At 74.0% G+C, this 26464-nt stretch carries 27 protein-coding genes and 1 tRNA gene; 20 read left to right on the forward strand and 8 right to left on the reverse strand.

Annotated elements, in window-relative coordinates:
• The first annotated feature begins 244 nt into the window (after window positions 1-244).
• Together AB0L34_RS03020 and AB0L34_RS03025 are read left to right on the forward strand one after the other, a co-directional pair.
• Window positions 245-715 carry a hypothetical protein gene (locus AB0L34_RS03020; RefSeq protein ID WP_363701383.1) on the forward strand — a complete coding sequence of 157 codons (471 nt, stop codon included), beginning with the start codon at window positions 245-247 and terminating at the stop codon, window positions 713-715.
• 39 nt (window positions 716-754) lie between these two features.
• Window positions 755-1729, forward strand: a complete 975-nt coding sequence (locus tag AB0L34_RS03025; protein WP_363701385.1) for a hypothetical protein — start codon at window positions 755-757, stop codon at window positions 1727-1729.
• Window positions 1730-1810: 81 nt separating this feature from the next.
• On the opposite strand, the gene mdlC is transcribed toward AB0L34_RS03025, so the two are convergent.
• Both mdlC and AB0L34_RS03035 read right to left on the reverse strand, forming a co-directional pair.
• A complete protein-coding gene (gene mdlC / locus AB0L34_RS03030; RefSeq protein ID WP_363701387.1) occupies window positions 1811-3406 on the reverse strand; it encodes a benzoylformate decarboxylase in 1596 nt (531 codons plus the stop codon).
• A gap of 61 nt (window positions 3407-3467) precedes the next feature.
• Window positions 3468-4271, reverse strand: a complete 804-nt coding sequence (locus tag AB0L34_RS03035) for an S-methyl-5'-thioadenosine phosphorylase (protein ID WP_357455096.1) — start codon at window positions 4269-4271, stop codon at window positions 3468-3470.
• 150 nt (window positions 4272-4421) lie between these two features.
• Here AB0L34_RS03035 and AB0L34_RS03040 point away from each other — a divergent pair, with 150 nt between their 5' ends.
• The gene (locus AB0L34_RS03040) at window positions 4422-5012 is read left to right on the forward strand and encodes a YqgE/AlgH family protein (RefSeq protein ID WP_357455093.1); all 591 of its coding nucleotides are present in this window, start codon (window positions 4422-4424) and stop codon (window positions 5010-5012) included.
• 88 nt (window positions 5013-5100) lie between these two features.
• Window positions 5101-5173 (forward strand) — tRNA-Ala (locus AB0L34_RS03045).
• Between the two features lie 201 nt (window positions 5174-5374).
• Here the strand turns inward: AB0L34_RS03045 and AB0L34_RS03050 are convergent.
• Together AB0L34_RS03050 and AB0L34_RS03055 are read right to left on the reverse strand one after the other, a co-directional pair.
• Window positions 5375-5785 carry a type II toxin-antitoxin system VapC family toxin gene (locus tag AB0L34_RS03050; protein WP_363701389.1) on the reverse strand — a complete coding sequence of 137 codons (411 nt, stop codon included), beginning with the start codon at window positions 5783-5785 and terminating at the stop codon, window positions 5375-5377.
• Window positions 5782-6060 (reverse strand): type II toxin-antitoxin system prevent-host-death family antitoxin, encoded by a 279-nt coding sequence (locus tag AB0L34_RS03055; protein WP_363701391.1) that lies wholly within the window; start codon window positions 6058-6060, stop codon window positions 5782-5784. Before AB0L34_RS03055 ends, AB0L34_RS03050 begins: the two co-directional genes overlap by 4 nt.
• Before the next feature lie 436 nt (window positions 6061-6496).
• On the opposite strand from AB0L34_RS03055, the gene AB0L34_RS03060 reads away from it, so the two are divergent.
• Window positions 6497-6958: a hypothetical protein gene (locus AB0L34_RS03060; protein WP_357455088.1), complete on the forward strand. Its 462-nt coding sequence runs from the start codon at window positions 6497-6499 to the stop codon at window positions 6956-6958.
• Window positions 6959-7059: 101 nt separating this feature from the next.
• On the opposite strand, the gene mgrA is transcribed toward AB0L34_RS03060, so the two are convergent.
• Together mgrA and AB0L34_RS03070 are read right to left on the reverse strand one after the other, a co-directional pair.
• Entirely contained in the window at window positions 7060-8049 is a 990-nt protein-coding gene (mgrA, locus tag AB0L34_RS03065) for an L-glyceraldehyde 3-phosphate reductase (RefSeq protein ID WP_363701393.1), read from the reverse strand.
• Window positions 8050-8126: 77 nt separating this feature from the next.
• Window positions 8127-8579 carry a GNAT family N-acetyltransferase gene (locus AB0L34_RS03070; protein WP_357455082.1) on the reverse strand — a complete coding sequence of 151 codons (453 nt, stop codon included), beginning with the start codon at window positions 8577-8579 and terminating at the stop codon, window positions 8127-8129.
• A 231-nt stretch (window positions 8580-8810) separates the two neighbouring features.
• Between AB0L34_RS03070 and AB0L34_RS03075 the strand changes: the two genes are divergently transcribed.
• The 7 genes from AB0L34_RS03075 to AB0L34_RS03105 all read left to right on the forward strand — a co-directional run bounded on the left by AB0L34_RS03075 (window position 8811) and on the right by AB0L34_RS03105 (window position 16587).
• The gene (locus tag AB0L34_RS03075; RefSeq protein WP_363701395.1) at window positions 8811-9308 is read left to right on the forward strand and encodes a hemerythrin domain-containing protein; all 498 of its coding nucleotides are present in this window, start codon (window positions 8811-8813) and stop codon (window positions 9306-9308) included.
• A gap of 88 nt (window positions 9309-9396) precedes the next feature.
• Window positions 9397-10641: a histidine kinase gene (locus tag AB0L34_RS03080; RefSeq protein ID WP_363701397.1), complete on the forward strand. Its 1245-nt coding sequence runs from the start codon at window positions 9397-9399 to the stop codon at window positions 10639-10641.
• The gene (locus AB0L34_RS03085) at window positions 10638-11306 is read left to right on the forward strand and encodes a response regulator transcription factor (RefSeq protein WP_350703124.1); all 669 of its coding nucleotides are present in this window, start codon (window positions 10638-10640) and stop codon (window positions 11304-11306) included. Before AB0L34_RS03080 ends, AB0L34_RS03085 begins: the two co-directional genes overlap by 4 nt.
• A gap of 100 nt (window positions 11307-11406) precedes the next feature.
• Window positions 11407-12474, forward strand: a complete 1068-nt coding sequence (locus AB0L34_RS03090; RefSeq protein WP_363701400.1) for a hypothetical protein — start codon at window positions 11407-11409, stop codon at window positions 12472-12474.
• A gap of 62 nt (window positions 12475-12536) precedes the next feature.
• A complete protein-coding gene (locus AB0L34_RS03095) occupies window positions 12537-13994 on the forward strand; it encodes a magnesium chelatase (protein WP_363701402.1) in 1458 nt (485 codons plus the stop codon).
• Between the two features lie 2 nt (window positions 13995-13996).
• Complete coding sequence (locus AB0L34_RS03100; protein WP_363701404.1) at window positions 13997-15952, forward strand: VWA domain-containing protein; 1956 nt, start codon at window positions 13997-13999, stop codon at window positions 15950-15952.
• A 170-nt stretch (window positions 15953-16122) separates the two neighbouring features.
• The gene (locus tag AB0L34_RS03105) at window positions 16123-16587 is read left to right on the forward strand and encodes a hypothetical protein (RefSeq protein ID WP_350703116.1); all 465 of its coding nucleotides are present in this window, start codon (window positions 16123-16125) and stop codon (window positions 16585-16587) included.
• A gap of 140 nt (window positions 16588-16727) precedes the next feature.
• On the opposite strand, the gene AB0L34_RS03110 is transcribed toward AB0L34_RS03105, so the two are convergent.
• Window positions 16728-17717: a helix-turn-helix domain-containing protein gene (locus AB0L34_RS03110; RefSeq protein WP_363701406.1), complete on the reverse strand. Its 990-nt coding sequence runs from the start codon at window positions 17715-17717 to the stop codon at window positions 16728-16730.
• Between the two features lie 52 nt (window positions 17718-17769).
• Here AB0L34_RS03110 and AB0L34_RS03115 point away from each other — a divergent pair, with 52 nt between their 5' ends.
• Window positions 17770-19074, forward strand: a complete 1305-nt coding sequence (locus AB0L34_RS03115; protein WP_363701408.1) for an MFS transporter — start codon at window positions 17770-17772, stop codon at window positions 19072-19074.
• A gap of 50 nt (window positions 19075-19124) precedes the next feature.
• Here the strand turns inward: AB0L34_RS03115 and AB0L34_RS03120 are convergent, their stop codons facing one another.
• Window positions 19125-19409 (reverse strand): DUF427 domain-containing protein, encoded by a 285-nt coding sequence (locus AB0L34_RS03120; RefSeq protein ID WP_363701410.1) that lies wholly within the window; start codon window positions 19407-19409, stop codon window positions 19125-19127.
• Window positions 19410-19568: 159 nt separating this feature from the next.
• Between AB0L34_RS03120 and AB0L34_RS03125 the strand changes: the two genes are divergently transcribed.
• The 7 genes from AB0L34_RS03125 to AB0L34_RS03155 all read left to right on the forward strand — a co-directional run bounded on the left by AB0L34_RS03125 (window position 19569) and on the right by AB0L34_RS03155 (window position 26370).
• Window positions 19569-20969 carry an FAD-binding oxidoreductase gene (locus AB0L34_RS03125; protein ID WP_363701412.1) on the forward strand — a complete coding sequence of 467 codons (1401 nt, stop codon included), beginning with the start codon at window positions 19569-19571 and terminating at the stop codon, window positions 20967-20969.
• Entirely contained in the window at window positions 20966-22309 is a 1344-nt protein-coding gene (locus tag AB0L34_RS03130; protein ID WP_357455053.1) for a class I SAM-dependent methyltransferase, read from the forward strand. Before AB0L34_RS03125 ends, AB0L34_RS03130 begins: the two co-directional genes overlap by 4 nt.
• Window positions 22310-22396: 87 nt before the next feature.
• Window positions 22397-22954: a helix-turn-helix domain-containing protein gene (locus AB0L34_RS03135; protein ID WP_357455050.1), complete on the forward strand. Its 558-nt coding sequence runs from the start codon at window positions 22397-22399 to the stop codon at window positions 22952-22954.
• Complete coding sequence (locus AB0L34_RS03140) at window positions 22947-23825, forward strand: SRPBCC family protein (protein WP_363701414.1); 879 nt, start codon at window positions 22947-22949, stop codon at window positions 23823-23825. Before AB0L34_RS03135 ends, AB0L34_RS03140 begins: the two co-directional genes overlap by 8 nt.
• A 305-nt stretch (window positions 23826-24130) precedes the next feature.
• Window positions 24131-25048: a CHRD domain-containing protein gene (locus AB0L34_RS03145; RefSeq protein WP_363701416.1), complete on the forward strand. Its 918-nt coding sequence runs from the start codon at window positions 24131-24133 to the stop codon at window positions 25046-25048.
• Window positions 25049-25224: 176 nt separating this feature from the next.
• A complete protein-coding gene (locus AB0L34_RS03150; protein ID WP_363701418.1) occupies window positions 25225-26088 on the forward strand; it encodes a sugar phosphate isomerase/epimerase family protein in 864 nt (287 codons plus the stop codon).
• Between the two features lie 48 nt (window positions 26089-26136).
• Window positions 26137-26370, forward strand: coding sequence for a zinc-ribbon domain-containing protein (locus AB0L34_RS03155; RefSeq protein ID WP_363701420.1), 234 nt, complete (start codon window positions 26137-26139; stop codon window positions 26368-26370).
• Window positions 26371-26464: the final 94 nt, after the last annotated feature.

Raw genomic sequence — 26464 nt, forward strand, 5'->3', positions numbered from 1 at the left:
GGGCTAAGCACCGGGTTCCTTTCCCCGCACCCACCCCCCCCCGTCTTGCCGCCCCGGCCCCCCGCCCGGGGGCGCATCGTCGTCTCCGGGCCCGGACGCGGGGATGGGGGCCCGACGTGGGGCCGGTGGGGCGAGAGGGGCTGCTGCGGCCGACGGGGTGGATGAGGTGCCACCGCCCTCTGGACAGGGCAAACGCGCCGGGTCCACCATCGCTGTACGGTCAGACGCGACGCGGGAGGTGCCCATGGTCACCGGTCCGATCCAGCAGCCGTCCACCGTCCCCGGGGCGCTCCGGCCGCCCGCCGCGCGCCGGCCCCCCGCCACCCTGCTCGGGGACCTGCACGCGCTCACCCGGGCCCTGGCGGCCCCGCCGGCCGAGCCGCGCTGGCGGGAGCGGGTCCTGTTCCGGCTGGGGCCCGTGCGGCAGGGCTTCGCGGAGCACGTCCGGGTCACCGAGGGGCCCGCCGGACTCTACGCCGAACTGCTCGGCCAGGCGCCCCGGCTGGCGCACGGGGTGCGGCTGCTGGCGCGGGAGCACGCCGCCATCGCCGCCGCACTGGCCGCCCTGCACCGGGCCGCGGAACTGCCGGAGGCGTCGGCTGACGACCTCCTCGGCCGGGTTGGGCACCTGGCGCGCGCCCTCGCCCGGCACCGGCAGCGCGGCGCGGACCTCATCTGGCAGGCGTACGAGACGGATCTCGGCGGGGAGACCTGAGGGCGGGAACCGGCGGCGGCGAGCCGGCGTCCAACCGACATGCGCCGTACCGCCGCCCTGCTGGGCCTGCCGCTGTTGATGATCGTCGCCGGGTGCGCCCCGGCCGGCTCCGAACCGGTCGCTCCCGCCGACTCCGATCCCCGCCGGGACGCGTTCACCCAACGGGCCACCGAGGTGGCCGAGGCGTGGCGACCGGCCCCGGCGTGGAGGACCGGTTACGTGCCGGTGCAGGACCCGACGGTGCTGCTCGGCGATCCGGGCTTCACCGAGGCGACCAGGACGGCCTTCCAGAGCGGCTGGTACCGCGACCAGGTCGACCTGCCCGCCGACCGGCCCGCCGACGGCACCATCCGGTTCCCGGACGGCACGCTCACCGTGCCGCTGATCAGCGCGGCCACCGCCTACGGGCAGCTCGACCAGGGCGACCCGCCGCCGTGCGGGGGCCGGCCGAAGGGCCCTGCCGGGCCGAACGGCCCCGGCCGGCCCGGCCCCGGTGGCCCCACCATCGAGCCCGGCCCCGACGGACCGGTCAGCAGCACCCCGCGGACCGCCTGCGTCCCGCTGACCGTCACCGCCGTGAAGCTGGGCACGGCGCCGGTGCGCACCAGCCGCGGCGAGGCGCAGGTGCCGGCGTGGCTGTTCACCGTGGAGGAGCTCTCCGCGCCGGTGGCCCGGGTCGCCGTGGCGCCTTCGGCCGTCACCGCCCTGCCCGAGCCGGTCGCGCCGGCGAGCCCGGCCCCGCAGGGCGTGGTCGGCGCCCAGGACCTGCGGTCCGTCGACGGCGCCACGCTGACCTGGCGGCTCGGCGTGGGCAGCTGCGACACCGGGATCACCCCGCTGGTGCAGGAGCGCGACGACGTGGTGGTGGTCGGCGGCGGCGTCACCACCGCCACCGGCCAGTGCACGATGATGCTGAAGCTCGAGCCGGTCACCGCCACGCTGAAGGCGCCGCTCGGCGACCGGCCGGTGCTCGACGTGCTCACCGGCGCGCCGCTGCGACTCACCACGAGCTGACGGGGCGCCGGCTCCGCGGGAGACGGGCCGGTGCTGACGGGGTGGCGACTCACGGCCCAGGTCGTGCTGCCGGGCGGCGGGTCACAGGAGCCGGGGCACCTCGGTGCTGACCGGCACCGGCAGCACCGTCGGGCCGTCCGCCCGCAGGCCGGCGGCCAGGGCGTCGCCGAGCTGGTCCGGGTGTGTCACGACGGTGGCCGTGCAGCCGTAGCCGCGGGCGATGGCGGTGATGTCCAGCCCCGGCAGGTCCAGCCCGGGCACCCCGGGGGTGTCCTTGAAGTCGGCGAACGACTTCAGGATGGCGTACTGCTGGTTGACCGGCACGACGACGACCAGCGGCAGCCGCAGCCGCGCGGCGGTCCAGAGGGCCTGCACCGAGTAGTGGAACGAGCCGTCCCCGATGACCGCGACCACCGGCCGGCCCCGTCCGGTGTCGCGCTGCGCCAGCGCGATGCCGACGGCCGCCGGCAGGCCGTAGCCGAGGCCGCCGCTGGCCATGGTGAAGTAGGACCCGGGCCGGGTGCTGCGCAACCGGCGGCGCAGCGCCGGCAGGTTGGACGGCGACTCCTGGACCAGGATCCCGTCGGCGGGCCAGTGCCGGGCCAGCGCCGCGAAGAGCGCGTCCGGTGCCGGCGGCAGCCCGTCCGGCGGCGGTGGCGGGTCGGGGCGCGGCGGCGGCGCCGGCCGGTCGGCCGCCGGCAACAGGTCGACCAGGGCGGCCAGGGCCAGCCCCGCGTCACCGAGCAGGCTGTCGCCCACCGGGGCGCGGGCCGCCTCCTCGGGGTCGTCGGTGACGTGCAGCAGGCGGGCGCCGTCGGGCAGGTGGTCGCCCGGCACGTGCGGGTAGTAGCGGAACACCGGCGCGCCGACGACCAGCACGGTGTCGCGCCCGTCCAGCGCCTCCGCCAGCGGCCCCGTCGCGAAGGGCAGCACCCCGCGGAAGTGCGGGTGGTCCTCCGGGAACGCGGCCCGCTCCGGCGCGGGGGCCGACCAGACGGGCGCGGCGAGCCGCTCCGCCAGCGCCACCGCGGCCGGCCACCCGCCGGCCCGGTCCACGGCCGCGCCGAGCACCAGCGCGGGCGCGCGGCTGCCGGCCAGCACGGCGGCGAACTCCCGCAGCCGCTGCGGGTCGGGCGCGAACCGGGTGGCCACCGTCCGCACCGGCGGGGGCGGGTCGGCGGGCTGCGCCCAGTCGTCGAGGGGCAGGGAGAGGAAGACCGGCCCGGCGGGCGGCTGGACCGCGGTCGCGTACGCCCGCATCAGCGCCGCCGGGACGTCCTGCGCGCGGACCGGCTCGTGGCTCCACTTCACGTACGGCTGGGGCAGCTCGGTGGCCCGCCTGCTGGTCAGCCGGGGCTCGAGCAGCAGCATCTCCCGGGTCTGCTGGCCGGCGGTGACGATCAGCGGGGTCCGGTTGTGCCACGCCGTGACGAGGTTTCCCATGCCGTTGCCCGTGCCGGGCGCGGTGTGCAGGTTGACGTGCGCCGGCCGGCCGGTGGCCTGCGCGTAGCCGTCCGCCATGCCGACCGCCGACGCCTCGTGCAGGGCGAGTACGTAGTGGAAGTCGTCCGGGAAGTCCCGCAGGAACGGTTCCTCGGTGGAGCCCGGGTTGCCGAAGACGGTGGTCAGGCCGAGGGCACGGAGCAGGTCGTACGTGGTGTCGCGGACCGTTGCCATCGCCCCCCAATCTATCGGGGCTCCCCGGGCATCTCGGGCTTTTCGCCGCCTCCCCCGCCCGTCAGGGGAGCGTGATGGGAAGGGTGATGCCGTCCAGCGCCCGCCCGCAGTCGCAGTCCCGTTCGACGGGCAGCGCGGCGACCGCGTCCAGCAGGAGGCCCCGCAGCCGGTCGGTGTTCTCGCCGAAGACCCGGAACACCTCCTCCTGGGTCACCGCGCCGCCACCCGCCACGCCCGCGTCGTGGTCGGTGACCAGGGCGATCGAGGAGTAGCAAAGGGCCAGCTCGCGGGCGAGGACCGCCTCCGGGTGCCCGGTCATGTTGACCACCGCGCCGCCCATCGAGGCGAACCAGCGCGACTCGGCGCGGGTGGAGAAGCGGGGGCCCTCGACCACCACCACCGTGCCGCCGTCCACCGCCGGGACGTCCCGCCGCGCCGCCGAGGCGAGCAGCGTGCGACGGCCGGCCGGGCAGTACGGGTCGGCGAACGAGACGTGCACCGCGCTCTCGTCGTAGTAGGTCTGCGCGCGCCCGCTGGTGCGGTCGATGAGCTGGTCCGGCACCACGAACGTGCCCGGCCCCAGTTCCGGCCGCAGCCCGCCCACCGCGCACGGGGCGAGCACCTGACGTACGCCGAGGGAACGCAGCGCCCAGAGGTTGGCCCGGTACGGGATCAGGTGCGGCGGGTGGCGGTGGTCCCGGCCGTGGCGGGGCAGGAAGGCCACCCGCCGGCCGCCCACGTCGGCGATGGTGACGGCGTCGGACGGCGGCCCGTACGGCGTGTCCACCTTGTGCTCGGTCGCGCCGTCGAGCAGCGCGTAGAGCCCAGAGCCCCCGATCACCGCGAGTTCCGCCGTGACGCCCATCGGTCCTCCCTCAGGTCTGTCGATCACCCGACCGTCAGACCTTAACCACCGCCCCGGGGGCAGGCTATGGTGCCAGGCATGGCGTTGACGGCGCGGACGGCACCGGTGCCCCCGGGCGTCCTGGTGCGGTCGGTCTGACGGGGGTCCGGCATGCAGGGAGAGGGGCAGGCGATCGGCGGGCGGGCTACGGGGTCGATGGCCGGGCGGCTGCTGGTCGCGACGCCGGCGCTGAAGGACCCGAACTTCGACCGTACCGTCGTGCTGCTGGTCGCGCACGAGCCCGGCGGCGCCCTCGGCGTGGTGCTCAACCGGGCGACCGAGGTGCCGGTCGCCGACGTGCTGGGCGACTGGTGCGACCTGGCCCGCGATCCGGCGGTGCTCTTCGAGGGCGGGCCCGTGCAGCCCGACTCGGCGATCTGCCTGGCCCGGATGCGCCATCCGGTGCAGCGGCTCAAGGGCTTCCACCAGATCTCCGGCGCGGTCGGCACGCTCGACCTGTCGGTCGACCCGGAGCGGCTGCGGGAGGGCATCAGCGGCATCCGGGTCTTCGCCGGCTACTCCGGCTGGGGCTCGGGCCAGTTGGAGCAGGAGATCGAGGACGGCTCCTGGTTCGTGCTGGACGCGCTTCCCGGCGACGCCTTCGTGGACCGGCCCGACGACCTGTGGCCGATGGTGCTGCGGCGGCAGGGCGGCATGATGGCGGCGGTCGCCCACTTCCCGCCGGACGTGGCGCTCAACTGAGCCACCGGCGGGTGGGGACCCCGCGAGATGACCATGCGGCGGGTCGTGTGTATAGTTCTCTCGTGCCCGGGCGACCGGGACGAGGCAAGGGGCCGTGGCGCAGCTGGTAGCGCACCACACTGGCAGTGTGGGGGTCAGGGGTTCGAGTCCCCTCGGCTCCACCCTTGCGAAACGCCCTGGTGAGGGACATAATCCCCCACCAGGGCGTTTGTCGTTTCGCCTGCTCTCGGGCCGCTACCTACCAGAACCGTGCCAGATCACGCGCCGATCGATCTTGCTCTGCGCCTCCTCGATCAAGGCGTCCAGTGCGGTGGCAATGGCGTGATCGCGGTCACGGGTCATGTGTCTTCGGGAGTCGCGGGTCAGTTCTGGCCAGGACTTGCTACGGGCAATCCTGCGGCCTTGGCGCATTCGAGCAGTCGCCGGTCGTAGGTGACGAAGGCGATGAGTGCCGTTCCGGACTCGTTGGTCAGAACCTGGGCGGTGGCGAGGTGGATGGCGTCGAGGCTGCGTAGCGTCGGCTCAGCGAATGCGGCTGCGGTTGCGCGGATCGTACTGTCGATCTCCAGCCGGAAGAGCCGTCCGACGGCCGCCGGTACTCCGATCAAGGCTTGCGGGGCTGATCTGCGCAACGCTCTGGGCACTTCTACCTCGACCAGAGCGGAGGAGACCAGCGGCACATCTTCGTGGGTGTTGAGCCAGGAGACAAGGTCAGCACTGCATGCCTCCTGCCGAACCAGCTTGACGACGGCGGCGGAATCGAGGTAGATCACCAGCGTTCCTCGTCTCGCATTCCGGCGAGCGTGGCGGCCGCGTCCACATCCTCGTCACCGAGCTTCGGCGGAAGCGGAACAGGACCGCCGCCGGTCGGGGCGATGGCTCGCCCCGCAGCTACCAGCTTGGCCAGCGTCGACCTGTCGTCGCCTACCGGAACAAGTCGGGCGATCGGATGTCCGCGGTCGGTGATCTCGACGGTCTCGCCGCCGCTCACCCGAGCCAGCACCTGGCTCGTGTTCTGGTTCAGCTCCCGGACACCGATGCGTTCCATGGGCAAGAGTGTAGAACTAAATGTTCTACCTTGCCAGTTGCTCGCGTGACCAGGGCGGCAAACCCGCCCGTGTCCTGCAGGACGCGGCGACCCATGCAACCACCGCCTCCCCCTCGGATGGCCACGGAGGTCGGCCGGAAGCCAGCATGAGGCCGACGCGGTCCAGGCCGTGGCGACCGACTCGGTCCCGCGTCCTGGCACCCGTGCCACTGTGCGAGCCGCAGAGTTGATCGTGTGATTGGTCATAATCAAAGAGCGTCAATGAAAGTGCCATGCCGCCGCAGGTGAAATGGTCGGGGTGGCCCTCGTTCACACATCGATGCCGTTGTGGTGTCTGGTCCGGACATACATCGTCGCGTGCCGGAATTGCCATTCTGTCCCGGCAACCAGATCGCTCGGTGAAGGGGGAGAACGGGTGTTCCGAATGATGCGGAGAATGGCGGTCGCGGTGACGGCGGCTGCGGCCGTGGTCGGGGTGGTGGGCGCCCCGGCGCAGGCGGCGGTCAACCCGTACACGCCGGAGGCGGTGTGCGGCGTCGGCTACACGCGGATCGACCAGGACCCGATCCGCAAGGACACCGGCGAACTGCTGGGTACGGTCCACCTGCTGCGCAACAACCTGACCGGCTACGCGTGCGTGGTGACGCTCAAGTCGGCGTACGCCGGGGTGGCGACCCGCACCGGGGTCTACGCCGACACGGACTACGCGTCGCCGGTTCAGGACGAGGGGCTGAAGTTCTACTACGCCGGCCCGGCCAAGACGTACGTGGGCCTGGGCGGCTGTGTTCTCTGGGGCGGCTCGATGGCGGACTCGTCCGGCACCGTCTGGTACCACGCTCGGGCCAACCCGGCCATCGGTGGAATCGTCACCTGCGGGGACGTCTCGCACCCGCAGTAGACGAACTGCCGAGTGCGCGGACGGGCCGGTGGTGCGATTCCACCGGCCCGTCCGGCAATCACGTCGACGCCATTTCCGGACCTCCCGGGAACCGGTGCGGCTCAGCCGAGGTGGCGCTCGATCTCGGTCAGCTCCTCGGCGGTGAAGTCGAGGTTGTCGAGCGCCTCGATGTTCGCCTCCAACTGCGGCACGCTGCTTGCCCCGATGATCAGGCTCGTCATCCGCGGATCGCGCAGCGCCCAGGCGAGCGCGAGCTGCGCCAGGGACTGGCCGCGCCGCTCGGCGATCGCGCCGAGCGCCCGGATGGTGGCCATCTTCTCCTCGCCGAGGTCGCTCTCGCTGAGGAAGACGCTGGTGCGCACCCGGGAGTCCGCGGGGATCCCGCCGAGGTAGCGGTCGGTGAGCAGGCCCTGGGCGAGCGGGCTGTAGGCGATGCAGCCCGCGCCGACCCGCTCCAGCGTGTCGAGCAGGCCGTCCTCCTCCGTCCAGCGGTTGAGCATGGAGTAGGACGGCTGGTTGATCAGCAGCGGCGTGCCCAGCTCGCGCAGGATCGTGGCGGCCCGCTCGGTCTGCTCCGAGTCGTAGTTGGAGATGCCGACGTAGAGCGCCTTGCCGGAGCGGACGACGGCGTCGAGCGCGCCCATCGTCTCCTCCAGCGGGGTGTCCGGGTCGAAGCGGTGCGAGTAGAAGATGTCGACGTAGTCCAGCCCGAGGCGGCGCAGCGACTGGTCCAACGAGGAGACCAGGTACTTGCGGGAACCCCATTCGCCGTACGGGCCCGGCCACATCAGGTGGCCGGCCTTGCTGGAGATCACCAGCTCGTCCCGGTACGCCCTGAGGTCCGTGGCGAGCATCCGGCCGAAGTTCTCCTCGGCGGCGCCCGGCGGCGGGCCGTAGTTGTTGGCCAGGTCGAAGTGGGTCACGCCGAGGTCGAAGGCGCGGCGGACGATGTCCCGCTGCCGGTCGTACGGGCGGTCCGGGCCGAAGTTGTGCCACAGCCCGAGCGAGATCGCGGGCAGCCGCAGCCCGCTGCGCCCGCTGCGCCGATAGGCCATCGTCTCGTAACGGTCGTCCGCTGCCAGGTACGTCACGCCCCGACCCTAGCCTCCCGCCCGATCCGACGCGGAGGTGCAAACTCCTCGGCGTGACGCAGGACCGCCAGGCGGCGTCAGAGGTCGTAGCGGAGGCGGGGCAGGGTGCGGCCGGTGGAGGGGGAGACGCAGGTGCCGGCGGGTACCGCGCCGACGTGCCGGTAGAAGGCCTCGGCGCCCGGGTCCGCCTCGATCCACAGCGTACGGGCGCCAGCGGCGCGGGAGGCGGCCACGGCGTGGTCGAACAGCACCCGGCCGGCGCCGGTGCCGATCGCCGGCGGGTCCACGAAGAGCATGTCCAGCTCCAGTTCGGGCGGCGCGCTGGCGAGCACCACCAGCCCCACCACCCGGCCGTCCCGCTCGGCCACCGCCACGTGTCGGGCAGTCACGTCCGCCGGCGTCAGTGTCAGCTCCGTACGGCAGCGGGCCAGGAACTCGGTGTCGTATCCCCAGTGGCCCTTGGAGCGCAGCGCCAGCTCGGTCAGCTCGGTCGCCTCGTCGGGCCGGGCGGGCCGGATGAGGAATCGCACCCGCCCATTGTGCCGGAGGTGCGGCGAGCGGCGCCGGGCCGGCACCGGGCGCTGCCGCTCCTTGCGCGAGCCAGAACGGGCGTACCGTCCCTCTTGTCCGGGTAGGTTCGGTGCCGTGCGCTTCGTCCAGCTCGACACCCCGGAGCCCCTGTCCACGATCGGCCTCGGCACCTGGCAGTTCGGGTCCCGGGCGATGCCCCGCCTGCTGCGCCGAACCGGAAAGTGAGCCCGATGGACGACATCACCGCGCTGATCCTCGACGACCACGCCGCCTTCCGGCGGGGCTTCGCCCGCCTCGACGACGCCCGCGACGAGCACGAGCTGCTGGCGATCTGGGACGCGCTCGCCCTGCACCTCGACATCCACGCCGAGGCGGAGGAGGCGATCCTCTACCCGCATCTGGTGCGACACGGCGACGACGGCGAGGCCGAAACCGTCGACGCCATCGGCGACCACAACAAGATCCGCGACGCGGTGGCTGAGTCCAAGCTGCACCCGGTGGGCTCCGACCAGTGGTGGGCGGCGGTGCGTACCGCCCGCCGGGAGAACAGCGAGCACCTCGCCGAGGAGGAGGACGAGGCGCTGCCCGACTTCCGTCGGCACGCGAGCGCCGAGCTGCGCGCCGAGCTGGGCCGCCGCTGGTTGACCTTCTACGGCGAGCACAGGAACGGCCGCGACCTGCCCTTCACCGACAAGGACCCGCAGCGCTACGTCGACGAGCACCGCTGACGCGCCGCTCGTCCGACCGGCGGCCGGGCCGCCGATCTCCCCGACGTGGGGGAGTCGGCGCGGGGTGGCCCCGGGACAGAATGGGCGGGTGAAACCCCGCACCGTCCTCGCCCCGCTGGTGGCCGGCAGCACCTGGCGGCGCGGAGTGTTCCTGCTGCTCGGCGGGGTGCTCGTGCTGCCGTACGTGCTGCTGGCGGTGGTGTTCGCGCAGATGCTGACGCAGCCCGACGTGCCCCGGCCGCTGGTGCTGGGGCTGCTCGTCGTCGCGGCGACCATCGCGGCGGTCCCGGTCTTCCTCGACGGCCCCCGGGCGCTGGAGATCGCGGCCGCGCGGGCCCTGCTCGGCGTCGACCTGCCCGACCCGGCGCCCGGGCACGCCGCCGACCGCGAGACCCGGCTGCGTTCGGCGCTCTGGATCGGGCTGCACCTGGTCAGCGGCGGGCTGGTGGTGGCCGCCCTGTTCAGCGCGGTGCCGATGGCGCTGGCCTTCATCGGCCAGCAGTTCGGCCTCGACACCGGGATGACCGGCGCAGAACGGTTCGGGCCGTTCGACGGGCGGGACACCGGCTGGCTGACCCTCACGGGCATCGTGGTGCTGGTGGCGCTCGGTTACGCCGTCGCCGGGCTGGGCGCGCTGGCCGTGTCGATGGCCCCGGTGCTGCTCGGCCCGGCCCAGGCGGAACGGATCGCCGCCCTGGAGGCCCGGGCCGCCCGGCTCGCCGAACGCAACCGGCTGGCCCGGGAGCTGCACGACTCGGTGGGGCACGCGCTGACCGTCGCCACCCTCCAGGCGGGGGCGGCCCGCGAACTGCTCGACCGGGACCCGGAGTTCGCCCGGCGCGCGCTGACCGCGATCGAGGAGGCCGGGCGCACCGCCATGGACGACCTGGACCACGTGCTCGGGCTGCTGCGCGAGCCCGCGGGCGGGCGGGCCGCGCCCGCCCCGCAGCGTACGCTCGCCGACCTGGACCGGCTGGTGGCCGACACCCGCGCCGCCGGCCTGCCCGTCGACGCGCGGTGCGCCGGCGAACTCGCCGACCTGCCCGCGGCCGTCTCCCGGGAGGGCTACCGGATAGTCCAGGAAGGGTTGACCAACGCCGCCCGGTACGGTCGGGGGCCGGTCACGCTGCGCCTGGGCGTGCACGCCGACGCGCTGGAGCTGGAGCTGGACAACGCGGTGGGCCGCCGGCGCCGTGCCGACCCGGGCCGGGGCGGCCGGGGCCTGGACGGGATGCGGGAGCGGGTGCTGCTGCTCGGCGGCCGGCTGACCGTCGGGCCCGACGGCGACCGCTGGCGGATCCGGGTACGGCTGCCGTTCGAGGGGACCCGATGACCGACACCGCGACGACCACCACCGGCGTGCTGATCGTCGACGACGACGAGCTGATCCGGGTGGGGCTGCGAGCCATCCTCGACGCCCAGCCCGACCTGCGGGTGCTCGGCGAGGCCACCGACGGCGCGGAGGTGCCGCCGCTGGTCGCCCGGCTGCGCCCCCAGGTGGTGCTGATGGACGTGCGGATGCCCGGCATCGACGGCATCCAGGCCACCCGGCGGCTGCTCGCCACCTCCGCCGACCCGCCCCGGGTGCTGGTGGTGACCACGTTCGCCAACGACGAGTACGTCTACGACGCGCTCCGCGCCGGGGCCAGCGGGTTCCTGCTCAAGCGGGCCCGGCCGGCGGAGGTGGTGGAGGCGGTCCGGGTGGTCGCGCGGGGCGAGTCCCTGCTGTTCCCCGCCGCCATCCGCCGCCTCGCCGGGGCGTACGGGGGGCGGGGCGCCGACCGGCTGGAGGCCGCCCGGCTCACCGACCGGGAGGCCGAGGTGCTGCGGCTGATGACCACCGGCCTGTCCAACCCCGAGATCGCCGCGCACCTCGTGGTGGGCGTGGAGACGGTGAAGACCCACGTCGGCAACGTGCTGGCCAAGCTCGGCGTGCGCGACCGCACCCAGGCGGTGATCGCGGCGTACGAGTCGGGGTTCGTCACCCCGTCGGGCTGAACGGCCCTTCCGGGTCAAGCAGGTGGTTCCCTCCGCAGGGGGAGTGGGTTCACCGCCCCACGGGAGGGAACGCGGGGCCCGCCGGCCGAGGCTTGAAGGCATGACGACGACCCTTCCGCCCACCCGCCGGCCGGCCGCGCACCGGTCGGCCCGGCTCGCCCCGCTCGCCGCCGCCTGGCTCGGCCTGTGGGGCGTGCTCGCCCTCGTCTCCACCGCCACCGGCGCCGGCTACCCGTTCGGCGCGAACGACCCCGGTGGGGACATGAACCTGCTGCGGCTGGTCCCGACCACCGTCGGGCCACCGCTGTTCGCCGCGCTGCTGCTCGGCGCCGCCGTCGCCGCGCTCGCCATGACCGGCCCACAGCGTCCGGGCCGGCCGCTGCGCGCGCTGCTGTCGGCGTACGCCTGGACGGTCGCGTTCCTGCTGGCCGTCGTCGTGCCGGACGTGGGCGTGCTGACCATCCTCGGGTACGCCCCGATCCTGGTCATCGGTGCGCCGTTCGGCTGGCCGCCGGTGGACTACGCCGACGTCTTCACCTGGGCGCTGTTCGCCCGGTTCGCGGCCGTCGTCGGCGGGGTGCTGCTCGCCGGGGCCGTGCTGGGCTGGCAGCGGCGCACCGCCGGCGCCTGCCCGGGGTGCGGGCGCGACGGCGCCGACCACGGCTGGACCTCGCCCGCCTCGGCCACCCGCTGGGGGCGCTGGGCGGCCTGGGTCGCGGCCACCATCCCGGCCCTGTACGCCGTCACCCGGCTCGCCTGGGCGGCCGGCATCCCGCTCGGCATCGAGCAGTCGTTCCTCGACGGGATGCGGGCGAGCGGGCTGGTGTGGGCGGGTGCCGGGCTGGGCGGGTTCGCGCTGGTGGGCGCGGTCCTCACGCTGGGCCTGGTGCAGCGCTGGGGCGAGCGGTTCCCGCGCTGGATGGTCGGCCTGGCCGGGCGGCCGGTGCCGGTACGGCTGGCCGTGGTCCCGGCCACCCTCGTCGCGGTGGCGGTCACCGCGGCGACGCTCGGGCTGCTCGCCAGCCCCGACTTCTGGGACTTCGGCGAGGTCAGCCTGGCCACCGCGCCGATGCTGCTGTGGCCGTTCTGGGGCGTCGCCCTCGGCGCGGCCACGTACGCGTACCACCTGCGCCGCCGGGGCGCCTGCGGGGACTGCGGCCGAGGCTGAGCCGTACCGACGGCGGGGGCGCCCGGTCGACGGACCGGGCACCCCCGGCTCCGTGAGCTAGCGTGGTTGGGGTGACTGCGCCTTCCCCGGTTACCCCGGTCCCACCGGCCGACCTACCCGGCACGCTCGGCGCGCTGCGGGCGGCCGGCCACGCGTACCGCACGGTCAAGCAGGAACTCCGCGACAACCTCCTGGCCCGGATGCGCTCCGGCGCCGACCGCTTCCCCGGCATCGTCGGCTACGACGACACGGTGCTGCCCGAGGTCGAGCGGGCGCTGCTCGCCGGGCACGACATGGTGCTGCTCGGCGAACGGGGCCAGGGCAAGACCCGGCTCATCCGCTCGCTGGCAGGGCTGCTCGACGAGTGGACCCCGGTGATCGCCGGCTCGGTGCTCAACGAGCACCCGCTGCACCCGCTCACCCCGGCCTCCCGGGCGCTGGTCGCCGAGGCCGGCGACGACCTGCCGGTCGCCTGGCTGCACCGCTCGATGCGCTACGGCGAGAAGCTGGCCACCCCGGACACCAGCGTCGGCGACCTGATCGGCGACGTCGACCCGATCCGGATCGCCCAGGGGCGCACCCTCGGCGACCCGGAGACCATCCACTTCGGTCTCGTACCGCGCACCAACCGGGGCATCTTCGCGGTCAACGAGCTGCCCGACCTGGCCGAGCGGATCCAGGTCGCGCTGCTCAACGTGCTGGAGGAGCGGGACATCCAGGTCCGCGGCTACCAGCTGCGGCTGCCGCTGGACCTGTTCCTGGTCGCCAGCGCCAACCCGGAGGACTACACCAACCGGGGCCGGATCATCACCCCGCTGAAGGACCGCTTCGGCGCGGAGGTCCGCACCCACTATCCGGCCGACCTCGACCTGGAGCTGGCTCTGATCCGGCAGGAGGCCGACCCGGTCGCCGAGGTGCCGGAGCACGTGCTGGAGGTCCTCGCGCGGTTCGCCCGCGCGGTACGCGAGTCGCCGTCGGTGGACCCGCGCTCCGGCGTCTCCGCCCGGTTCGCGATCGCCGCCGCCGAGACGGTCGCCGCCGCCGCGCTGCGGCGCGCCGGCCTTCTCTCCGCCGGTGCCGACGGGGTGCGCCCCGAGGCGCCGGTGGCCCGGGTGGGCGACGCGGTGTCGGTGACGTCGACCCTGCGCGGGAAGGTGGAGTTCGAGAGCGGCGAGGAGGGGCGGGAGGTCGAGATCCTCGGCCACCTGCTGCGGACCGCGACGGCCGAGACGTTCCGGGCCCGGCTGGCGGGCCTGGACCTGTCCGGCTTCACCGCCCTGGTCGACGAGGACGCCGTGATCGAGACCGGCGAGCTGGTCAGCTCGGCGGAGCTGCTGCGCCAGGTGGGCACCGTCCCCGGGCTCGCCAAGGCGCTGGACCGGCTCGGCCTGGGCGACGCGCCCACCCCCGAGCAGGCCGCCGCCGGCGTCGAATTCGTCCTGGAGGGGCTGCACCTGACCCGCCGGCTCGGCAAGGACGTCACCGACTCCGGCCGGACCCGCTACGGCGGTCGGGCCTGAGCATGGCCGGCAGCCGGTTCCGGTACGGGCAGTGGCGCGGCGGCCCCGACCCGCTCGCGCCCCCGTACGACGTGCGGGGCGCCGTGGACGCCGTCGGCGCGGAGGTGCTGGCCGGCGGCAGTCTCCGGGAGGCGCTGCGCGACCTGCTGCGCCGGGGCCCGCACGGGCGCGGCGGCCTCGACGACCTGGCCGCGCGGGCGAGGCGGCTGCGCCGGGAGGCGCTGCGCCGGGGCGACCTGGACGGGGCGGTCACCCGGGCCCGGGCCCTGCTCGACCAGGCGCTCGCCGCCGAGCGGGACGAGCTGCGCGGGCGCGACGGCGACGCCGCGCGGTTCGCCGAGGCGGTGCTGGACAACCTTCCCCGCTCGACCGCCCGGGCGGTGGCGGAGTTGGCGGGCTACGGGTGGGCCAGCGACGAGGCGCGCCGTACGTACCAGCGGATCCTGGACGGGCTCCGCGACGACGTGCTGGGCCAGCGCTTCGCCGGCCTGCGGGACGCGGTGCGTGCCTCGGCGGACCCGGCCGCCCAGCGGCGGTTGGCCGAGATGATGCGCGACCTGAACGACCTGCTGGCCCGGCACGCCCGGTCCGAGGACACCACCGACGCGTTCGCCGAGTTCATGCGCCGGCACGGCGAGTTCTTCCCGGAGCAGCCGGCCGACGTCGACGAGCTGGTCGACGTGCTGGCCCGCCGGTCGGCCGCCGGGGAGCGGCTGCTGCGCTCGCTGTCCGACCGGCAGCGGGAGGAACTGGCGGGCCTGATGCGGCAGTCGCTCGGCGACCGGCTCGCCGGGGAGTTGGCCGCGTTGGACGCCAACCTCCGTGCGCTCCGGCCCGACCTGCACGGGGGCCGGGCCGAGCGGGTGCGCGGCGACCGGCCGCTCGGCTACGGCGAGGCCGCCGGCGCGCTCGGCGAGATCGCCGAACTGGACGAGCTGCTCGACCAGCTCGACCAGGAGCACCCGGGTGCCACCCTGGACGACGTCGACGTCGACGCGGTGGCCCGGACGCTGGGCCGGGACGCCGCCGACGACGTACGCCGGCTGCGGGAGCTGGAGCGGGAACTGCGCCGGCAGGGATGGGTGAGCCGGGACGCCGACGGGTTGACCCTGAGCCCGAAGGCGCTGCGCCGGCTCGGCGGCACCGCGCTGCGGCGGGTCTTCGCCGACCTGACGGCCGGGCCGCGCGGCCAGCACGACCTGCGCTCGGCGGGCGCCGCCGGCGAGGTCAGCGGGGGCTCCCGCCCGTGGGAGTACGGCGACGAGCAGCCCCTGGACGTGGTGCGGACGCTGACCCGGGCCGTCCGTCGCGCCGGGACGGGCGTGCCGGTGCAGCTGGCCGTCGAGGACTTCGAGGTGGTGGAGACCGAACGGCGGGCGTCGGCGGCGGTGGCGCTCTGCGTCGACCTTTCCTACTCGATGATCTCGCAGGGCCGGTGGGGCCCGATGAAGCAGACCGCGCTGGCGCTGGCGCACCTGATGGCCACCCGGTTCCCGCAGGACGCGCTGCAGATCGTCGGGTTCGGCCGGGAGGCGCTGCCACTGACCCAGCAGGAGTTGGCCGCCGTCGAGCCGGACATGCGGCAGGGCACGAACCTCCAGCACGCGCTGCGGCTGGCCGGCCGGCACCTGCGCCGGCACCCGGGCGCCGAGCCCGTGGTGCTGGTGGTCACCGACGGGGAGCCGACCGCCCACCTGGACCCGGACGACGGGGAGGCGCTGTTCCACTGGCCGCCGCTGCCGGAGACGATCGAGGCGACCGTCCGCGAGGTGGACCGGCTGACCCGCTACGGCGCCACGCTCAACCTGTTCATGCTCGGCGACGACCCCGGCCTGCGCCGCTTCGTCGACGCCGTCGCCCGCCGTTCGAAGGGCCGCATGTTCACCCCCGACCTCGAGGACCTCGGCGAGTACGTCGTCGCCGACTACCTCCGCGCCCGCCAGTCCCGTCGCCGCTGACCCCGCTGGCAGCTCGACAGCGCCCGTGGACCACAGGCCGGCGTCCCGGTCGCCGTTGGCCGCGTTCGCCGTCCGCCGGCTCCAGGTCGAGGTCCCGGTGTGCCCCGTCCGGGTGAACCGTGTGCGGGAACGCTGGGGCGGACGGCGCGGGGCGGGATTCACTGAGGGGCATGGACAGCGGGGCGTTGCGAGGGGCGTACGAGGAGGTGCTCGCCGAGGTCGACGCGGGCGGGTTCGGGCCACCGCCGGCCGGGCAGCTCAGCGCCGAACAGATCGTCGCCCACCTCGCCGCCAACGACGAGCTGATGACCGAGGCGACGGAGGCGGTCATCGCCGGTTCGCCGTTCGCGTACTACGACCTGGAGACCATCCACCGTCCGCAGGTGGACGCGCTGGTCGTCGAGTGCGGCGGGCTGGACGGGCTGGCCACCCTGCTGCGGGCCACCAGCCAGAAGCTCTGCGTGTTGACCGAGCGGCTCGGCCCGGCGGCGGAGACCCCGGTCGAGACGCACCTGCGCGAGGGCTTCGACCTGGTCGTCGACGACACCCTGCCCTGGGGCCGCACCCTCGACCTGCACACCCGCGTCCATCTCCCGAAACACCTGGCCCAACTCCGCATGCTCCGCACCCCCTGACCTGACCCGTCCCACTCCGCGATCTCGCACCTGTCGCCCCGACAAACCGCGTGAAAGAGGGCGAATGCCGGGCCGAAAGCGCAAGATCGCGGGGAGATGGCCGGTGGGCGGGCGGGGCGCGGGGAGGGGAGGGCGAGGGGTCAGGGGTGGTGGAAGGTGCGGCGGTAGGTCGACGGGGTCACGCCGATGCGCTGGTGCAACTGTTGCCGGAGCGCCGCGGCGGTGCCGAAGCCCGAGCGTCGGGCGACCTGGTCGACGGTGAGGTCGGTCGTCTCCAGCAGTAGCCGGGCGTGGTCGGTGCGCTGCTGGAGCAGCCACTGCGCCGGGCTCATCCCGGTCTCGGAGCGGAAGCGCCGGGTGAAGGTCCGCACGCTCATCCGGGCCTGCCCGGCCAGGTCGCGCAGGCTGACCGGCTCGTGCAGCCGATGGCGGGCCCACTCCCGCGCCCCGGCCGTGCCCGCGTCCGCCGTCTTCGGCACCGGGCGCTCGATGTACTGGGCCTGGCCGCCGTCGCGCCACGGCGGGACCACGCAACGCCGGGCCGCCCGGTTGGCCACCTCGCTGCCGTGGTCGGTGCGGATGACGTGCAGGCAGAGGTCGATCCCGGCGGCCACCCCGGCCGACGTGAGCACCCGGTCGTCGGCGATGAAGAGCACGTCCGGGTCGAGGTCCACGGCCGGGTGGAGCCGCCGGAAACGGTCGGCGTACGCCCAGTGGGTGGTGGCCCGCCGGTCGTCGAGCAGCCCGGCCGCGGCCAGCACGAACGCCCCGGTGCAGATGGACATGATCCGGGCGCCCCGTGCGTACGCCCCGCGCAGCGCGTCCGCCACCGCCGGGTCGAGCGTCCCGTCGCGCAGCGGTGGCCCGCCGTGGATGCCGGGGACGACCACCGTGTCGGCGGCCTCCAGCAACTCCAGCCCGTGGTCGGGGAGCACCTGGTAGCCGGCGGTGCTGCGCACCGGGAGGGCGCCCGCGGTGCAGGTGTCGACCAGGTAGAGCGGTACGTCGTCGGCGTCGCGCGCGGTGCCGAAGACCTGGGCGGGGGTGCCGAGGTCGAGGCCGACGACCTGGTCGGTGGCGAGTACGGCGATCCGGTGCGGGCGGACGGTCATGGCCCGATTATTGCGCATGATGGCTTTCCGGCCACTCGTCGTCGGCCGGCCCGATCCGCAGACTCGAGCCGTGACCCGACCTCGTCGCCTGCACCCGGCCTGGACCGTCGCCGCCGTCGCGTTCGTCGCGCTGGTCGGCGCGGCGGGCTTCCGCGCCACCCCCTCGGTGCTGCTGCATCCGCTGCACGCCGAGTTCCGCTGGCCGCTGGCCACCATCTCCGCCGCGGTCTCGGTCAACCTGCTGCTCTACGGGCTCACCGCGCCGTTCGCCGCCGCGCTGATGGACCGGTTTGGCATCCGGCGGGTGGTCACCGGCGCGCTGCTGACGGTCGCGGCGGGCAGCGGGCTGACCGTCTTCATGACCGCGAGCTGGCAACTCGTCCTGTGCTGGGGCGTGCTCGTCGGGCTCGGCACCGGGTCGATGGCGCTGGCCTTCGTGGCGACCGTCACCGGGCGCTGGTTCGTGCACCGCCGCGGCCTGGTCACCGGCGTGCTCACCGCCGGCGGCGCGACCGGCCAGCTCGTCTTCCTCCCGCTGGTCGCCATGCTCGTCGACGCGCATGGCTGGCGGGCGGCGGCGCTCGTGGTCGCCGGGGCGGCGCTGGCGGTCGTACCGCTGGTGGTGTGGCTGCTGCGCGAGCACCCGGCGGATCTCGGCCTGCCCGCCTACGGCGCGGCCGAGGTCGTGCCCCCGACGCCGCCGGCGGGCGGGGCGGCGTCGCGGGCCGTCGGCGCGCTGGCGCAGGCGGCCCGGACGCGGCCGTTCTGGCTGCTGGCCGGCGGCTTCGCGATCTGCGGCGCGACCACCAACGGGCTGGTCGGCACGCACTTCGTGCCGGCCGCGCACGACCACGGGATGCCGCAGACCACCGCCGCCGGGCTGCTGGCGCTGGTCGGGCTCTTCGACATCGTCGGCACGGTCGCCTCGGGTTGGCTGACCGACCGGGTGGACAGCAGGCTGCTGCTGGGCGCCTACTACGCGCTGCGCGGCGGCTCCCTGCTGGTGCTGCCGGGGCTCTTCGCGGCCACGGCCGAGCCGAGCATGCTGGTCTTCATCGTCTTCTACGGGCTGGACTGGGTCGCCACGGTGCCGCCCACGGTGGCGCTGTGCCGGGAGTACTTCGGCGCGTCCGGCGCGGTGGTCTTCGGCTGGGTCTTCGCCGCGCACCAGGTCGGCGCGGCCCTCGCCGCGACCGGGGCGGGGCTGGTCCGGGACCGGCTCGGCGACTACGCGCCGGCCTGGTACGTGGCGGGGGCGCTGTCGATCGGCGCGGCCGTGCTGTCGCTGCTGCTGCGCCGCCGCCGCGAGGTGCCGCCCGCGCCGGCCCCGGCGGTCGCCGCCGGGGGCCGGCGGGCGTGGAGCTACCGGGACTGACGGTCGGCGACCGTCCACTGCTGCTCCGGCCGCCGGTGCGGGCGGGTGGCTCAGTCGACGACCCGGACGTCCTTCCAGAACGCGACCCGGTCGCGGACCATCTCCGCCTCCGCCTTCGGGTCGGGGTAGTACCAGACGGCGTCGGGGCTGGTCCGCCCGTCGTGGACGAGCGTGTAGTAGGAGGCGGTGCCCTTCCACGGGCAGACGGTGTGCGTGTCGGACTCCCGGACCAGGTCGTCGCGCAGGGCGGTACGCGGGAAGTAGTGGTTTCCCTCCACCAGCACGGTGTCGTCGCTCTCGGCCACGACGATGTCGTTCCACACAGCTTTCGGCATGGCTCCCACGCTATGCCGCCGGGACCCGCGCGGCCACGCGGTCGTCGGTCCGGAACCGCCGGATCCACCGCCCCACAGGCGACGGCGCGGCGGTCGCGGCGCGAAACGGCCACCGTGGACATCCCACGCGGAAGAGCGGCGGGAGCGTACAGTGATCTCATGTGCGCGGTGCGTGTGGATCATCACCCGGTCGACCACGACGGCGCGGTGGCCCAGCTGCGACGGTCGTACGCGGCGGTGCCCGCGGGCGAACCGGTCCGGCTCGCCAAACGCACCTCCAACCTGTTCCGCCCCCGGTCCGCCCCCCGCGTGCCGGGGCTGGACGTCAGCGGGCTCACCGGCGTGCTCGATGTGGACCCGGTCGCCCGCACCGCCGACGTGCAGGGCATGTGCACCTACGAGGACCTCGTCGACGCGACCCTGCCGCACGGGCTGATGCCGCTGGTGGTGCCGCAGTTGCGCACCATCACCCTCGGCGGGGCGGTCACCGGGCTCGGCATCGAGTCGACCTCGTTCCGCAACGGGCTGCCGCACGAGTCGGTGGTGGAACTGGACGTGCTCACCGGGGCCGGCGACGTCGTCACGGCCCGCCCGGAGGGCGAGCACGCCGACCTCTTCGCGGCCTTCCCCAACTCGCTCGGCAGCCTCGGCTACGCCACCCGGCTGCGCATCGAGCTGCAGCTCGTACGCCGCTTCGTGGCCCTGCGCAACGTCCGGTTCACCCGGCTGGAGGCCCTCACCGACGCGGTCGCCGAGGTCACCGCGACCCGCTCCTGGGCGGGCGAGGCCGTCGACGCGATGGACGGGGTGATGTTCAGCCCCGGCGAGGCGTACCTGGTGCTCGGCGCCTTCACCGATGACGCCCCGCACGTCAGCGACTACACGGGTCAGGACATCTACTACCGGTCGTTGCGCCGGCGCACAGGCGACGCCCTGACCACGTACGACTATCTCTGGCGCTGGGACACCGACTGGTTCTGGTGCTCGGCGGCGTTCGGCGTGCAGCACCCCGTGGTCCGGCGGATCTGGCCGGCGCGGTGGCGGCGCAGCGACGTCTACCACCGGCTGGTCCGGTTGGAGCACCGGCACGGCGTGGCCGCCCGGATCGACCGGCTGCGCGGCCAGCCGGCGCGCGAGCGGGTGGTGCAGGACGTGGAGATCCCGCTGGACCGGACGGCGGAGTTCCTGCGCTGGTTCGCGAAGGCCGTGGGGATGACCCCGGTCTGGCTGTGCCCGCTGCGGCTGCGCGAGCCGGCCGGCCCGGAATCGGCCCGCGCCTGGCCGCTGTATCCCCTCCGGCCCGGGCAGGACTATGTGAACATCGGCTTCTGGGGGAGCGTGCCGATCGCGGGCGGCGCCGCCGACGGCGACGTCAACCGGGTGATCGAGCGAATGGTGTCGGAGCTGGGCGGGCACAAGTCGCTCTACTCCGACGCGTACTACGACCGGGAATCCTTCGACCGGCTCTACGGCGGCGCGACGTGGCGCGCGGTGAAGGACCGCTACGACCCGGACCACCGGCTCACGGGACTGTACGAGAAGGCGGTAGCACGAAGATGAGCCTGACCGATCGAGACCAGGGAGCGGCGAGCGCTCCCGCCTCCCCGCCGGCGGGGGGCCGACGCCCGGGTCCGCGCGTGGCGGACGTCGTCCGCGCGTTGACCACCGGGGGCCTTCCGGTGCGGGTCACCGGGTACGACGGCAGCGCGGTGGGCCCGGCCGACGCCGGGATCACCCTGTCGATCCGTTCCGAGCGGGGCCTGACCTATCTGCTCACCGCCCCTGGTGACCTGGGCATGGCCCGGGCGTACGTCAGCGGCGACCTGGCGTTGCAGGGCGTGCACCCGGGCGACCCGTACGAGGCGCTGCGGGTGCTCAAGGACGAGCTGCGGCTGCGTACGCCCCCGCTGGCCGAGGCGCTGGCCCTGGTGCGCGGGCTGGGCTGGGAGCGGCTGATGCCGCCGCCGCCCCCGCCGCAGGAGGCGCAGCCGCGCTGGAAGCGGCTGGTGAACGGGCTGCGGCACTCCCGGATCAGGGACAGCACCGCGATCTCCCACCACTACGACGTCTCGAACGCCTTCTACGAGAAGGTGCTCGGCCCGTCGATGACGTACACCTGCGCGGTCTTCCGCTCGCCCGACGACACGCTGGAGCAGGCCCAGGCGGCCAAGTACGACCTGGTGGCGCAGAAGCTCGCGCTCAAGGCCGGGATGCGCCTGCTCGACGTGGGCTGCGGGTGGGGCGGCATGGTCCGGCACGCGGCCCGCGAGTACGGCGTCAGGGCGCTCGGGGTGACCCTGTCCCGGGCGCAGGCCGAGTGGGCCCGGGCGGCGATCGAGCGGGAGGGGCTGACCGGCCTGGCGGAGGTGCGCCACCTCGACTACCGGGACGCGCCGCGCGAGCAGTTCGACGCGGTCTCCTCGATCGGGCTGACGGAGCACATCGGGGTGCGCAACTATCCGGCCTACTTCGCCGCGCTGCGGGACCGGCTGCGGCCGGACGGGCGGCTGCTCAACCACTGCATCACGCGGGCCGACAACCACGCGCCGCACCGCTCGGGCGCGTTCATCGACCGGTACGTCTTCCCGGACGGGGAGCTGGCCGGCCCGGGGCGGGTGATCAGCGAGATCCACGACGTCGGGCTGGAGGTGCAGCACGAGGAGAACCTGCGCCGGCACTACGCGCTGACGCTGGCCGGCTGGTGTCGCAACCTCGTGGAGCACTGGGACTTCTGCGTCTCCGAGGTGGGGCCGGGCACGGCCCGGGTGTGGGGCCTCTACATGGCCGGCTCCCGGCTCGCGTTCGAGCGTAACGGCATCCAGCTGCACCAGGTGCTGGCCACCCGCAACGGCCCGGAGGGGGCGAGCGGCTATCCGCTGCGCCCCGACTGGCTGCCCTGATCCGGACGAAAGCCGCGCCGGCCGGCCGGCGCGGCTTTCGTCGAACCCATTGACAAACAAATTTTGTACGTACAAACTGATTTTGCCATGAGAGATGTCCTGTACCTGGAGCAGATGGAGCAGGCCGAGGTCCTGCTCAAGCCGCAGCGCGTCGAGGTGCTGCGGCAACTGGCCGAGCCGCGCACCTGCACCGAGGTCGCCGCCCGGCTGGAGCAGACGCCGCAGCGCGTCTACTACCACGTCAAGCAGCTCGTCGCCGCCGGGCTGGCCGAGCAGGTCAGCGAGCGCAAGGTCCGCGGCATCACGGAGGGCATCTACCAGGCCGCCGCCCGGTCCTACTGGCTGTCGCCCCGGCTCGTCGGCCGGATCGGTCTGCGCCGGGCCCGCGACGAGCTGAGCCTCGGCTACCTGCTGGACCTGATGGAGGAGGTCCAGGCCGACATCGCCGGGCTGGACCGCGCCGCCCCCGAACTCCCCTCGGTGGGGGTGGCCGGCGAGATCCGGGTGCCGGCGGAGCAACGCCAGCAGTTCCTGCACGACCTGCAGACGACCCTGCAGGACCTTTTCACGCGTTACGGCGGCGCCGAGGGCGACGCCTTCAAGCTCGCCGTGGCCTGTTATCCGAAGGGGAAAGACCGTGAGTGAACCGATGAAGGTGCCCGTCCGCCTCGCCGCGCCGGTCGCGACCGTCCGCCGCGCCCTGACCGACCCGGCCGAGCTGCGCGTCTGGCTCGCCGAGCACGCCGAGGTCGAGCTGCCGCACCGGTACGAGTTCTGGGGCCGGCACACCCCCGAGGGCGACGCGCCGCACCAGCGGCTGCTGCACGTCGACGACGACACCCTGCGCTTCGCCTGGCTGCTCGACGGGGTCGAGACCACCACCGAGTTCGCCCTGCGTGCCGAGGGGCCCGACAGCACGGTCCTGACGCTGACCCAGAGCCACTTCGACTTCGCCGAGACGATGAGCGGCAGCAGCATCCGCGGCGTGCTGCAGACCTTCTGGAGCCTGTCGCTCGCCAACCTGGCCGCCCACCTGGAGGGCGACCCGCTGCTGCCGAAGGTCGACTTCACCTCCGCCGAGCTGCGCGGCGAGGTGCTGATCGACGCGCCGGCGGCCAAGGTCTTCGAGTCGCTGACCGACTCCGAGCAGGCCAGCGCCTGGTTCGGCTACCCGATCGGCATCGAGCCCTGGGTCGGCGGCCGCTACGCCATGGGTGGCTTCGAGTCCGGCCACGCCGCCAAGGTCGTCGACCTGGAGCCCGGCCGGAAGCTCTCGGTCGACTGGGGCCCGATCGGCGTCAGCACCTGGGAGCTGGCCGAGTCGCAGGGGAAGACGAAGCTGACCTTCGTGCAGTCCGGCTTCGACGAGCAGAACCCCCCGTACGCGGGCTGGGCCGGGTCGCTCTCGGGGCTGTTCGAGCTGCGCCGCTTCCACGAGATGAAGGACTGGCAGCCCATCTGGCTCCCGGCCGAGGTGCCGGGCCTGGAGCCGGAGGTCGCCCAGGCGACGAGCTGACCTCGGGAGCGAGAGCCCCCTGTCACCCCATCGGGGTGCAGGGGGCTCTTGCCTGTCCAAGCGTCGCGGAGCCGGTGTAGGCGGTCCACAGGTCGCGAAAGTCTCTCACGGTCGGATCGGGGAAGCCGCGACGGCATATGGGGAATATGGGACAATTTCACCATAGGGGCGCCTGCTCAGCCTGAGCCGTCGGCATCGTGACTCCGTTCTCGGCTGAACGGCGCCTTCCGCCTGCGCCTCCGACGGATCGGTCGACGGCCGTCCGTGAGCTTGGGCCAGGCATCGCCTAGGAAGGAGCAGCAGTGATGGTGGGACGTACTCGACTGTGGGCAGTTGCGGTGGCGGCCGGCGCGGCGGTGGCGGCGGTCGCCGCCGGAAACGCCGCCATGGGCGACGGACGGGACGACTCGCGCGACAAGCACGAATCGCGAGGGTCGCACAACTCGTGGGACTGGGACGACTCGCGGCGCGGTGAGGACACCGTGCGGGCGAAGCTCAGCGGCTACCAGGAGGACCCGCTCACGATCTCCACGCCCGGTTCGGGCCGGTTCGAGGCGCACATCGACGAACGGAACAAGGAGATCAGGTGGCGGCTGAGCTACGACGACCTGAAGGACGTCGAACAGGCGCACATCCACTTCGGAGGAAGACACCAGAGCGGCGGTATCGCCGCCTTCCTCTGCTCGAACCTCAAGGACGCGAAGGGTGGCGCGCCACAGGGCGTCCAGGCATGCCCTCCCGCCCCTGCCAGGATCGAGGGGACCATCAGGCCCGCTGACGTGGTGGGCCCCGCCGACCAGGGCATCGAGCCCGGGGAGTTCGACGAGCTTGTCGACGCGATCGAGGCCGGCGTCACGTACGCCAACGTGCACACCAAGAAGTACCCGAAGGGCGAGATCCGGGGCCAGATCAAGAGCGACGAGCGGGACCACGACAAGCGTGACGACTGGGGCCGTGACGAGGAGCGCGACGAGTGGGGCCAGGACAAGGGTGACGACCGGGGCCACGACAAGGGTGACGACTGGGGCCGTGACGAGGAGCGCGACGAGTGGGGCCAGGACAAGGGTGACGACCGGGGCCACGACAAGGGTGACGACCGGGGTCGTGACGAGGAGCGCGACGAGTGGGGCCAGGACAAGGGTGACGACCGGGGCCACGACAAGCGCGACGACTCCGGCGAGCAGCAGCGCGACGACTGGGACCGGCAGATGAGCGACGCCTGACAGCGACGTACTCATCGTCGGTCGTCGTGCCTGCCGTCGCGGCGGGCGGCCACGGGACCGGCAGGGGCATCCGCTCGTTCCCGACGAGCGGATGCCCCGGTGTCAGCCGGCCGTGGCGCCCCACGATCCTCTACAGTCGACGGATTCCGTCGACTGTGGAGGGTGAGAGGGCGGGCATGAAGATCGGCATCAACACGTGGGCGTGGGTCGCGCCGCTGACCGACGAGGCGCTCGCCCGACTCGCCCCACGGATCAAGGCGTGGGGCTTCGACGCCGTCGAGTTGCCGATCCAGGCCCCGGGCGACTGGGATCCCACGGTGGCCGCGGAGCTGCTCGCCGGGCTGGACCTGGCCCCCGCCGTCTGCGCCGGCCTGCTGCCCGACCACGACCTGCTCGCCGACGACGAGCAGGTCGTACGGCTCACCGAGGACTTCGTCCGGCACTGCCTGCGGGCCGCGGACCAGGTGGGGGCCGCCGTCGTGGCCGGCCCGCTCTACGCGCCGGCCGGTCGGACCTGGCTGCTCGACCCGGACGCGCGCCGCGCCACCACGGCGCGCCTCGTGGACCGGCTCCGGCCCCTGGCCGCCGAGGCCGCCGAGCGGGGCGTGACGATCGCCCTCGAACCGCTCAACCGGTTCGAGACCAGCCTGCTCAACACCGTCGAGCAGGCGTTGGAGGTGGTCGACGGGATCGACGGCCTGGGGCTCGCGCTGGACACCTTCCACCTGAACATCGAGGAACGCGACCTGCCGGCGGCCATCCGGACGGCCGGTGACCGGCTCGCCCACGTGCAGGTGTGCGGCAACGACCGCGGCGCGCCCGGCGGGGACCACCTCGACTGGCCGGCGATGCTGGCCGCCCTCGCGGACATCGACTACTCCGGCCAGCTGAGCATCGAGTCGTTCACGGCGCCGGCCCTGGCCGTGCCGATGTCCGTGTGGCGACCGCTCGCCACCGGCCCCGACGCGCTCGCCGTCGAGGGGTTGGCCTTCCTGCGCGGGCTGTCGGCCGTGCCGTCCGCCGGGAATTCCCGCTCCTGACCCCGGTCGGGGGGTGATTGCGGGCCCGGCAGTGGGTACTGCCGGGCGATGTTCTTCATCTTCGGGCTCCGCACCAAGGTCAGCCGGTCGGGCGTGGTGCGGCAGGTCTGCCGCAACTGCGGCAACCACGCCGCCCAGGTGATCACCCGCCGGTCGACGAAGTTCAGCTTGTTCTTCGTCCCGATCATCCCGATCCGCACCCGCTACGTGCAGCAGTGCACCTTCTGCGGCGCCCAGTACGACCTCCCCAGGTCCGAGGCCGAGCGCCTCGCGGTCGACTGAGCCCACCGATGGCCCGCTTCCTCTGCTGGCTGATCGGCCGGCAACCCGCCGCTCCCGCCCCGGCGCCCGTGCACACCGTCTCCCGGCCGCCCTG

The sequence above is a fragment of the Micromonospora sp. NPDC052213 genome (assembly GCF_040679695.1).
Classification (GTDB): Bacteria; Actinomycetota; Actinomycetes; order Mycobacteriales; family Micromonosporaceae; genus Micromonospora.

Bases quoted from the DNA above. Each gene is read 5' to 3' on its own strand.
- AB0L34_RS03020 (WP_363701383.1), top strand. From the start codon at position 245: ATGGTCACCGGTCCGATCCAGCAGCCGTCCACCGTCCCCGGGGCGCTC.
- AB0L34_RS03025 (WP_363701385.1), top strand. From the start codon at position 755: ATGCGCCGTACCGCCGCCCTGCTGGGCCTGCCGCTGTTGATGATCGTC.
- mdlC (WP_363701387.1), bottom strand. From the start codon at position 3,406: ATGGCAACGGTCCGCGACACCACGTACGACCTGCTCCGTGCCCTCGGC.
- AB0L34_RS03035 (WP_357455096.1), bottom strand. From the start codon at position 4,271: ATGGGCGTCACGGCGGAACTCGCGGTGATCGGGGGCTCTGGGCTCTAC.
- AB0L34_RS03040 (WP_357455093.1), top strand. From the start codon at position 4,422: ATGCAGGGAGAGGGGCAGGCGATCGGCGGGCGGGCTACGGGGTCGATG.
- AB0L34_RS03055 (WP_363701391.1), bottom strand. From the start codon at position 6,060: ATGGAACGCATCGGTGTCCGGGAGCTGAACCAGAACACGAGCCAGGTG.
- AB0L34_RS03060 (WP_357455088.1), top strand. From the start codon at position 6,497: ATGGCGGTCGCGGTGACGGCGGCTGCGGCCGTGGTCGGGGTGGTGGGC.
- AB0L34_RS03075 (WP_363701395.1), top strand. From the start codon at position 8,811: ATGGACGACATCACCGCGCTGATCCTCGACGACCACGCCGCCTTCCGG.
- AB0L34_RS03085 (WP_350703124.1), top strand. From the start codon at position 10,638: ATGACCGACACCGCGACGACCACCACCGGCGTGCTGATCGTCGACGAC.
- AB0L34_RS03090 (WP_363701400.1), top strand. From the start codon at position 11,407: ATGACGACGACCCTTCCGCCCACCCGCCGGCCGGCCGCGCACCGGTCG.
- AB0L34_RS03100 (WP_363701404.1), top strand. From the start codon at position 13,997: ATGGCCGGCAGCCGGTTCCGGTACGGGCAGTGGCGCGGCGGCCCCGAC.
- AB0L34_RS03105 (WP_350703116.1), top strand. From the start codon at position 16,123: ATGGACAGCGGGGCGTTGCGAGGGGCGTACGAGGAGGTGCTCGCCGAG.
- AB0L34_RS03110 (WP_363701406.1), bottom strand. From the start codon at position 17,717: ATGCGCAATAATCGGGCCATGACCGTCCGCCCGCACCGGATCGCCGTA.
- AB0L34_RS03120 (WP_363701410.1), bottom strand. From the start codon at position 19,409: ATGCCGAAAGCTGTGTGGAACGACATCGTCGTGGCCGAGAGCGACGAC.
- AB0L34_RS03125 (WP_363701412.1), top strand. From the start codon at position 19,569: ATGTGCGCGGTGCGTGTGGATCATCACCCGGTCGACCACGACGGCGCG.
- AB0L34_RS03130 (WP_357455053.1), top strand. From the start codon at position 20,966: ATGAGCCTGACCGATCGAGACCAGGGAGCGGCGAGCGCTCCCGCCTCC.
- AB0L34_RS03135 (WP_357455050.1), top strand. From the start codon at position 22,397: ATGAGAGATGTCCTGTACCTGGAGCAGATGGAGCAGGCCGAGGTCCTG.
- AB0L34_RS03145 (WP_363701416.1), top strand. From the start codon at position 24,131: ATGGTGGGACGTACTCGACTGTGGGCAGTTGCGGTGGCGGCCGGCGCG.
- AB0L34_RS03150 (WP_363701418.1), top strand. From the start codon at position 25,225: ATGAAGATCGGCATCAACACGTGGGCGTGGGTCGCGCCGCTGACCGAC.
- AB0L34_RS03155 (WP_363701420.1), top strand. From the start codon at position 26,137: ATGTTCTTCATCTTCGGGCTCCGCACCAAGGTCAGCCGGTCGGGCGTG.